This is a genomic window from Parendozoicomonas verongulae, assembly GCF_009711465.1.
Lineage (GTDB): Bacteria > Pseudomonadota > Gammaproteobacteria > Pseudomonadales > Endozoicomonadaceae > Sansalvadorimonas > Sansalvadorimonas verongulae.
The window spans coordinates 1-751 of the sequence record NZ_SMME01000405.1 but is presented as its reverse complement, the minus strand read 5'-3'; the positions used below and the strand labels follow the sequence as shown (position 1 = coordinate 751).

At 57.4% G+C, this 751-nt stretch carries 1 protein-coding gene; it reads right to left on the bottom strand.

Annotation, left to right across the window (positions count from 1 at the left end):
* On the bottom strand, window positions 1–751 hold a 751-nt coding region (locus E1189_RS22420), incomplete at both ends, for a hypothetical protein (RefSeq protein ID WP_196220888.1).

The window sequence follows — 751 nt, the reverse complement described above, 5'->3', positions numbered from 1 at the left end:
GTTTTCGAGGAAGTAAGCCACGTCATCGCACACCACCAGCTCAGAGACAGACTCACCCACACGGATCACCTCGCCACCGCGCAGGCCGATGTTGCCGTCCTGACGGGAGCTGGATACACGCTGACCATGTTCCGCAGTCATACCGAAAGTCACGCCCTTGTTAGGACGGGCATTCATGTTGCGGTAAGTCAGTGCACAGTGGTTGCCCCACAGGCGTTCCAGCGTCATATCCTGACCGGGACGGGAGGCGTTGTGCTGGGCCGATCCCACAAGGATCTCCTCAATCTCCAGCAGGTCACGGATGAAACTCATGGGTACAAGTCCGTCGTCTCCCAGGGTGCCGTTGTATGCCTTAACGACAGACGGGTTACGACGCAACTGGACGGCTGACTTGCGACCCAGCGTCATCACGTTCGGACGCTTGATAGGCGTTTCCAGCGCATCAATGAGCTGCACCAGAGGTTTACTGGCTTCGTTATCCCATTGATCCGTGCCGGAGATGGTCTCCTTGTGGGCATAGTTGTTTTTGTCCTGAACGAGGTCAGCAACACGCTTCTCCCGATCCAGAGCAATCAACTCGGCCAGCAGCTCCACGGAGTTACCGCGAGGGTCGAAGTTGGTGTTGTTGGCGTTGTCGATATCCTGCTGGGGGATCTCGTCTTCCAGACCGAAGTCCTGAACGAACGCGGACATCTCAGTACCGCCGAATTCCACCACGTTAGGACGGCCCTTACGGCCCACCAGCGTTTCA